Source organism: Streptomyces sp. IBSBF 2435, assembly GCF_036815005.1.
Classification (GTDB): Bacteria; Actinomycetota; Actinomycetes; order Streptomycetales; family Streptomycetaceae; genus Actinacidiphila.
The window spans coordinates 1-7,355 of sequence record NZ_JAJSYW010000229.1 but is presented as its reverse complement, the minus strand read 5'-3'; the positions used below and the strand labels follow the sequence as shown (position 1 = coordinate 7,355).

Annotated in this window: 12 protein-coding genes; 11 read left to right on the top strand and 1 reads right to left on the bottom strand. The window is 68.4% G+C overall.

Features of this window, described 5'->3' with window-relative positions; translation table 11 throughout:
* Positions 1–171 precede the first annotated feature (171 nt).
* Positions 172–1,467, bottom strand: a complete 1,296-nt coding sequence (locus V7E46_RS30010) for an acyltransferase family protein (RefSeq protein WP_333771362.1) — start codon at positions 1,465–1,467, stop codon at positions 172–174.
* Positions 1,468–1,937: 470 nt separating this feature from the next.
* On the opposite strand from V7E46_RS30010, the gene rpsJ reads away from it, so the two are divergent.
* From rpsJ to rpsQ, 11 genes are read left to right on the top strand one after another with little or no spacing between them, the layout of a single operon-like run.
* Positions 1,938–2,246, top strand: coding sequence for a 30S ribosomal protein S10 (gene rpsJ / locus V7E46_RS30005; protein WP_014144312.1), 309 nt, complete (start codon positions 1,938–1,940; stop codon positions 2,244–2,246).
* 13 nt (positions 2,247–2,259) lie between these two features.
* The gene (gene rplC, locus V7E46_RS30000) at positions 2,260–2,904 is read left to right on the top strand and encodes a 50S ribosomal protein L3 (protein ID WP_327289212.1); all 645 of its coding nucleotides are present in this window, start codon (positions 2,260–2,262) and stop codon (positions 2,902–2,904) included.
* Between the two features lie 4 nt (positions 2,905–2,908).
* A complete protein-coding gene (gene rplD, locus V7E46_RS29995) occupies positions 2,909–3,565 on the top strand; it encodes a 50S ribosomal protein L4 (protein ID WP_329175574.1) in 657 nt (218 codons plus the stop codon).
* On the top strand, positions 3,565–3,891 hold the full coding sequence (gene rplW, locus V7E46_RS29990; RefSeq protein WP_329175573.1) for a 50S ribosomal protein L23: 327 nt from the start codon (positions 3,565–3,567) through the stop codon (positions 3,889–3,891). Before rplD ends, rplW begins: the two co-directional genes overlap by 1 nt.
* A 46-nt stretch (positions 3,892–3,937) precedes the next feature.
* On the top strand, positions 3,938–4,774 hold the full coding sequence (gene rplB, locus V7E46_RS29985) for a 50S ribosomal protein L2 (RefSeq protein WP_329175572.1): 837 nt from the start codon (positions 3,938–3,940) through the stop codon (positions 4,772–4,774).
* 12 nt (positions 4,775–4,786) lie between these two features.
* Positions 4,787–5,068, top strand: a complete 282-nt coding sequence (gene rpsS, locus V7E46_RS29980; RefSeq protein ID WP_033177798.1) for a 30S ribosomal protein S19 — start codon at positions 4,787–4,789, stop codon at positions 5,066–5,068.
* Positions 5,069–5,113: 45 nt separating this feature from the next.
* The gene (gene rplV / locus V7E46_RS29975; RefSeq protein ID WP_329175569.1) at positions 5,114–5,461 is read left to right on the top strand and encodes a 50S ribosomal protein L22; all 348 of its coding nucleotides are present in this window, start codon (positions 5,114–5,116) and stop codon (positions 5,459–5,461) included.
* On the top strand, positions 5,461–6,300 hold the full coding sequence (gene rpsC / locus V7E46_RS29970; protein ID WP_329175567.1) for a 30S ribosomal protein S3: 840 nt from the start codon (positions 5,461–5,463) through the stop codon (positions 6,298–6,300). Before rplV ends, rpsC begins: the two co-directional genes overlap by 1 nt.
* A gap of 5 nt (positions 6,301–6,305) precedes the next feature.
* Positions 6,306–6,725, top strand: coding sequence for a 50S ribosomal protein L16 (gene rplP / locus V7E46_RS29965; protein WP_329175565.1), 420 nt, complete (start codon positions 6,306–6,308; stop codon positions 6,723–6,725).
* On the top strand, positions 6,725–6,958 hold the full coding sequence (rpmC, locus tag V7E46_RS29960; RefSeq protein ID WP_033177802.1) for a 50S ribosomal protein L29: 234 nt from the start codon (positions 6,725–6,727) through the stop codon (positions 6,956–6,958). Before rplP ends, rpmC begins: the two co-directional genes overlap by 1 nt.
* Positions 6,958–7,245 carry a 30S ribosomal protein S17 gene (gene rpsQ / locus V7E46_RS29955; RefSeq protein WP_188284650.1) on the top strand — a complete coding sequence of 96 codons (288 nt, stop codon included), beginning with the start codon at positions 6,958–6,960 and terminating at the stop codon, positions 7,243–7,245. Before rpmC ends, rpsQ begins: the two co-directional genes overlap by 1 nt.
* The last annotated feature ends 110 nt before the right edge of the window (positions 7,246–7,355 follow it).

The following is a 7,355-nucleotide window of genomic DNA, read 5'->3' as shown; positions in this document are numbered from 1 at the left end:
ACCTGAACTTCGTGGCGGGGCAGACGATCCCGAACCTGGTGGTCGTGCCGGTCGTGAACGGCAAGGTCGACTTCTGGAACGCCTACGGCAGCGTCGATCTGATCGCCGACATCATGGGCTACTACATCAGCTGACACCGGCCCGCCCGCACGACGGCGGGCGCCGCGCCGGTCAGCCGCTCCCGGCCCCGGCCCCGCTCCCGCTCCCGGACCCGCTCCCGGCGCCGGCCCCGGACCGAGCCTCGGCTTCGGCCTTCGCCTTGGCCGCCGCGGCAGCCGCCGCCTCCGCTCTCGCCGTGGGCGGGTTGAGCCCAGCGGCCAGGCCGCGCCGCATCGCGAGGCCCAGCGGCTTCTCCACGAGCTTGTGGATCAGCCAGGACAGCACCAGCATCGCGGCCAGGGTCGTCAGCAGGTTGACCCAGGGACCCAGCGCCGGCCCGTGGTTGGTCAGGTTGACGCCCAGGGCCGTGCCCAGGGTCAGGTGCACCAGGTAGAAGGGGTAGGTCAGGATGCCCGCGGTGACCATCCAGCGCCATTGCAGCCGTCGCAGCGGGCCGAAGGCACACAGGGCGAGCAGCGCCAGGAAGCCGGTCAGCAGCAGCGCGCAGACCGGCCAGGACACGGCGATCTTGGGGCCGGCCGTGTCCCGCATGTGGTAGTACGTCCGGTCGTGCAGGGCGACCAGCTCGTAGGCCCAGGCCAGCCCGAGCATGGTCCACAGCAGCAGATTCCGGCCGAAGCGGTACATCAGGTAGAGGACGATCCCCGCGATGAACAGGCCCGCGCAGTCGCTCTGGACGACCTGGTCGAGCAGGGCGACGTGCATCTGCCGGGTGACCACGGCCAGCGCCAGCCAGGCCGTGCAGAAGCCGAGCATCCGGTGGTAGGTCGTACCGAAGGCCAGGACCACGGCCATCAGGAGGTAGAAGCGGGCCTCGACCCACAGGGTCCACACGACGCCGTTCAGCTCGTGGACGCCCACCTGCTCGGGAGCCATCGTGAGGTTTCCGACGATCTGCCGGAGGTCGGGTATCCCGCTCGCATCGCCCTGCCGCATGGCGAGCAGCACCCGGTACAGCACGATCAGCGCGAGGGCGGCCCAATAGGCCGGGTACAGGCGCGACAGCCGGGAGACGGCGAACTGGCCCGGGGTGCGGCCCCAGCCGCTCATGCAGATCACGAACCCGCTGATCACGAAGAACGCCTCGACGCCCAGCCAGCCGTACATGCTCGCCTGGTGCAGCGGCCGGGCGAAGTCGCGCGGATCGGTTCCCCAGTACTGGGCGGTGCCCGTGCCCAGGAAGTGGTAAGCCGCCACGGAGAGCGCCGCCACCAGCCGCAGCGCGTCGACGGCGGCCAGCCGTACCGGCTTCGCCTTGGCGCCGCCCGGGGCCGCTGCCTGCGGCTCGCGCACGGGGGCGGGCCCTGCCTGCTCGGGCAGCGGCTGCCCCGGGGTGCGGCTGGTCATACTCACGAGCGGGCCTCTCGTCGGGCTGGCGACTTTACCCGCGGCATACCAGGGGGCGTAAAGCCCTGCCCATGGCGTGGGACCGGCCGCCCGCGTTTGGGGGCCGAGCACCGAGGGGTAAGCTACCCGGCTCGATTGGCGTCCGGTGCGGCCCGTATGGCAGACTACCCAAGTTGCTCGGTCGAGCGCCGATGCTGCGCGCCTCCCGTCGGGAGGACCGGAAGCGAGTCCCACGGTACTCGTCGCCCTAACTGCCCAGGTGGGCAGCGCTGGGGCGGACGTACGGGAATCTTCCGGGAAGCGTCAGTGCGGCTCCGGCCAGGCATCCGGTGGGTGTTATCTCCCACGCAAACCCCTGGCAGGGAATTCCGCATGCGGAAAATCATGGCGAGGGGCGCGACACGCCCGACCGCGTGGGTCGGAGCAAGCGGATGCCGGAGCTGAATAGAGACAAGGACTACGGAGTAGCCATGGCGGGACAGAAGATCCGCATCCGGCTCAAGGCCTACGACCACGAAGTCATCGACTCCTCGGCGAAGAAGATCGTCGAGACGGTGACGCGTACTGGTGCGCAGGTCGCGGGCCCGGTGCCGCTGCCCACTGAGAAGAACGTGTACTGCGTCATCAAGTCGCCGCACAAGTACAAGGACTCGCGCGAGCACTTCGAGATGCGCACGCACAAGCGCCTGATCGACATCCTCGACCCGACGCCCAAGACCGTTGACTCGCTGATGCGCCTGGACCTTCCGGCCGGCGTCGACATCGAGATCAAGCTCTGAGAGGCGCGGAAAGATGACCAAGCAGATCAAGGGCATCCTGGGCGAGAAGCTCGGCATGACCCAGGTCTGGGACGAGAACAACCGTGTCGTCCCTGTGACCGTGGTCAAGGCCGGCCCGAACGTCGTGACCCAGGTCCGTACGAATGACGCCGACGGCTACGAGTCGGTCCAGATCGCCTTCGGCGAGATCGACCCGCGCAAGGTGAACAAGCCCCTCAAGGGCCACTTCGCCAAGGCCGACGTCACCCCGCGCCGCCACCTGGTGGAGCTGCGTACCGCCGACGCGGCCGAGTACACGCTCGGCCAGGAGATCACCGCCGAGGTGTTCGAGGCCGGTATCAAGGTCGACGTGACCGGCAAGAGCAAGGGCAAGGGCTTCGCCGGTGTCATGAAGCGTCACAACTTCAAGGGCCTCGGCGCCGGCCACGGCGTCCAGCGCAAGCACCGCTCGCCGGGTTCCATCGGCGGCTGCGCCACCCCTGGGCGTGTCTTCAAGGGCATGCGCATGGCGGGCCGTATGGGCAACGAGCGGGTCACCACTCAGAACCTGACCGTCCACGCCGTTGACGCGGAGAAGGGACTGCTGCTCATCAAGGGCGCGATCCCGGGCCCGAACGGCGGCCTCGTCCTGGTCCGCACCGCGGCCAAGGGGGCTTGAGGATATGAGCACCATTGACATCCTGTCGCCCGCGGGCGACACGACCGGGACCGTAGAGCTCCCGGCAGAGATCTTCGACGCCAAGGTCAGCATCCCGCTGATCCACCAGGTCGTCGTCGCGCAGCTGGCCGCTGCCCGCCAGGGCACGCACAAGGTCAAGACGCGTGGCGAGGTCCGCGGTGGTGGCCGCAAGCCGTACCGCCAGAAGGGCACAGGCCGCGCCCGCCAGGGCTCGACCCGCGCGCCGCAGTTCGCCGGCGGTGGCGTCGTGCACGGACCGGTGCCGCGCGACTACTCGCAGCGCACCCCGAAGAAGATGGTCAAGGCCGCCCTGCGCGGTGCCCTGACCGACCGGGCGCGCCACAACCGCATTCACGTCGTCACCGGCGTGATCGAGGGCGAGTCGCCGTCCACCAAGGCCGCCAGGACGCTGCTCGGCAAGATCAGTGAGCGCAAGAACGTGCTCCTGGTCCTCGAGCGGGCCGACGAGGCCGCCTGGCTGTCCGCACGCAACCTGCCCCAGGTGCACATCCTGGAGGCCGGTCAGCTGAACACGTACGACGTGCTCGTCTCCGACGACGTGGTCTTCACCAAGGGCGCGTTCGACCGCTTCACCGGCGCCGGTGTCGACGAGGCCGAGCTGGAAGGGAGCGACGCCTGATGGCCGAGCAGACCGAGATCACCAGCAAGACCTACACGGATCCCCGTGACCTGCTGATCAAGCCCGTGGTCTCCGAGAAGAGCTACGCGCTGCTGGACGAGAACAAGTACACGTTCGTCGTCGACCCGCGCGCCAACAAGACCCAGATCAAGCAGGCCGTCGAGGCGGTCTTCCAGGTCAAGGTCACCGGGGTCAACACGATCAACCGGCAGGGCAAGCGCAAGCGCACCCGCACCGGTTTCGGCAAGCGTGCCAACACCAAGCGCGCCATCGTGACCCTCGCCGAGGGCGACCGAATCGACATCTTCGGCGGCCCGGTCTCCTAACGGAGGCTGGCCGTTCAGAAGTCCGGAATCATCCGAGGACTGAGAAATGGGTATCCGCAAGTACAAGCCGACGACCCCGGGCCGTCGTGGCTCCAGCGTCGCCGACTTTGTCGAGATCACGCGGTCCACGCCGGAGAAGTCGCTGGTCCGCCCCCTGCACAGCAAGGGCGGCCGTAACAACGCCGGTCGTGTGACCGTTCGCCACCAAGGTGGTGGCCACAAGCGCGCCTACCGTGTCATCGACTTCCGTCGGCACGACAAGGACGGCGTGCCCGCCAAGGTCGCGCACATCGAGTACGACCCCAACCGCACCGCGCGCATCGCGCTGCTGCACTACGCGGACGGCGAGAAGCGCTACATCCTCGCCCCCGCGAAGCTCCAGCAGGGCGACCGGATCGAGAACGGCGCCAACGCCGACATCAAGCCGGGCAACAACCTGCCGCTGCGCAACATCCCGGTCGGTACCACGATCCACGCGATCGAGCTCCGGCCCGGTGGCGGCGCGAAGATCTCCCGCTCCGCGGGCGCTTCGGTCCAGCTGCTGGCGAAGGAGGGCACCATGGCCACCCTTCGTATGCCGTCCGGCGAGGTCCGGATGGTCGACGTCCGCTGCCGCGCCACCATCGGCGAGGTCGGCAACGCCGAGCAGTCGAACATCAACTGGGGCAAGGCCGGCCGTATGCGGTGGAAGGGCGTACGCCCGACCGTCCGCGGTGTCGCCATGAACCCGGTGGACCACCCGCACGGTGGTGGTGAGGGCAAGACCTCCGGTGGTCGCCACCCGGTCTCGCCCTGGGGTCAGAAGGAAGGTCGTACGCGCTCGCCGAAGAAGGCATCGAGCAAGTACATCGTCCGCCGCCGCAAGACGAACAAGAAGCGCTAGGAGCGGGTTCAGATGCCGCGCAGTCTCAAGAAGGGGCCCTTCGTCGACGACCACCTCATCAAGAAGGTGGACGTCCAGAACGAAGCAGGCACCAAGAACGTCATCAAGACCTGGTCCCGCCGCTCGATGATCATCCCGGCGATGCTCGGCCACACGATCGCGGTGCACGACGGCCGTAAGCACGTCCCGGTGTTTGTCACTGAGTCGATGGTCGGCCACAAGCTCGGCGAGTTCGCACCGACCCGCACCTTCCGCGGGCACGAGAAGGACGACCGCAAGTCGCGGCGTCGCTGAGTGGGCTGAACCGTGACGACGAAGACAGACACTGAAGGGACGACCATGGAAGCCAGGGCCCAGGCGCGGTACATCCGCGTCACGCCCATGAAGGCCCGCCGCGTGGTGGACCTCATCCGTGGCTTGGATGCCACGGAGGCTCAGGCGATCCTGCGCTTCACCCCGCAGGCCGCGAGCGAGCCGGTCGGCAAGGTGCTCGACAGCGCCATTGCCAACGCCGCGCACAACTACGACCACACGGACGCCGAGTCGCTGTACATCAGCGAGGCGTACGTGGACGAGGGCCCGACCCTGAAGCGGTTCCGGCCGCGCGCCCAGGGCCGTGCCTACCGGATCCGCAAGCGGACCAGCCACATCACCGTGGTCGTCGCCAGCAAGGAAGGGACCCGGTAATGGGCCAGAAGGTTAACCCGTACGGGTTCCGGCTCGGCATCACCACGGACTTCAAGTCCCGGTGGTACGCCGACAAGCTGTACAAGGACTACGTCAAGGAAGACGTCGCCATCCGCCGGATGATGACGCAGGGCATGGAGCGGGCCGGCATCTCCAAGGTGGAGATCGAGCGCACCCGTGACCGCGTCCGCGTCGACATCCACACCGCGCGGCCGGGCATCGTCATCGGCCGCCGCGGCGCGGAGGCCGACCGTATCCGCGGTGACCTGGAGAAGCTGACCGGCAAGCAGGTCCAGCTGAACATCCTTGAGGTCAAGAACCCGGAGATGGACGCTCAGCTGGTGGCTCAGGCCGTCGCCGAGCAGCTGTCCTCGCGCGTCTCCTTCCGCCGTGCCATGCGCAAGAGCATGCAGGGCACGCTGAAGGCCGGCGCCAAGGGCATCAAGATCCAGTGCGGCGGCCGTCTCGGCGGCGCCGAGATGTCCCGCTCGGAGTTCTACCGAGAGGGCCGCGTCCCGCTGCACACCCTGCGGGCGAACGTGGACTACGGCTTCTTCGAGGCCAAGACCACCTTCGGCCGGATCGGTGTGAAGGTCTGGATCTACAAGGGCAATGTCAAGAACATCGCCGAGGTCCGTGCCGACAACGCGGCTGCCAGGGCGGGCAACCGTCCGGCCCGCGGCGGCGGCAACGAGCGTCCGCAGCGCCGTGGTGGCGAGCGCGGTGGCGAGCGCGGTGGCCGCGGCCGTCGTCCTCAGACGGAAGGCACCCAGGCCCCCAAGGCCGACGCGCCCGCCGCTGAGGTCCCGGCCGCCGAGACCCCCGGAACGGAAGGCTAAGTACCATGCTGATCCCCCGTAGGGTCAAGCACCGCAAGCAGCACCACCCGACGCGCCGCGGACAGGCCAAGGGCGGTACCGAGCTGGCGTTCGGCGAGTACGGCCTGCAGGCCGTCACCCCCGCGTATGTGACCAACCGGCAGATCGAGTCCGCTCGTATCTCCATCACCCGGCACATCAAGCGTGGCGGCAAGGTCTGGATCAACATCTACCCGGACCGCCCGCTGACCAAGAAGCCGGCCGAGACCCGCATGGGTTCCGGTAAGGGTTCGCCGGAGTGGTGGATCGCGAACGTCAAGCCCGGACGGGTGATGTTCGAGCTGTCCTTCCCGAACGAGAAGGTTGCCCGCGAGGCGCTCACCCGCGCCGCGCACAAGCTTCCGATGAAGTGCCGCATCGTGCGGCGCGAGGCAGGTGAGTCGTGATGGCGGCCGGTACCAAGGCGACCGAGCTGCGCCAGCTGGGCGACGAGGAACTCGTCGGCAAGCTGCGTGAGGCCAAGGAGGAGCTGTTCAACCTCCGCTTCCAGGCGGCCACGGGACAGCTTGAGAACAACAGCCGGCTCAGGGTCGTCCGCAAGGACATCGCCCGGATCTACACCCTCATGCGTGAGCGCGAGCTGGGCATCGAGACGGTGGAGACGGTGGAGAGCGCCTGATGAGCGAGAAGAATGTGACTGAGACGACCGACGAGCAGCGCGGCTTCCGCAAGACCCGTGAGGGCCTCGTGGTGAGCGACAAGATGGACAAGACCGTTGTGGTCGCCGTCGAGGACCGCGTCAAGCACGCCCTGTACGGCAAGGTCATCCGCCGCACCAACAAGCTCAAGGCGCACGACGAGCAGAACGCCGCGGGCATCGGCGACCGGGTCCTCCTGATGGAGACCCGGCCGACCTCCGCCACGAAGCGCTGGCGCGTCGTGGAGATCCTCGAGAAGGCCAAGTAGTCCAGCAATCCCTGAGCGGGTATCCGCTCAGGACCGTTCCGTCAGGCTCGGCGGCGGGGGGGGGGGGGGGGGGGGGGCCCCCCCCCCCCCCCCCCCCCCCCCCCCCCCCC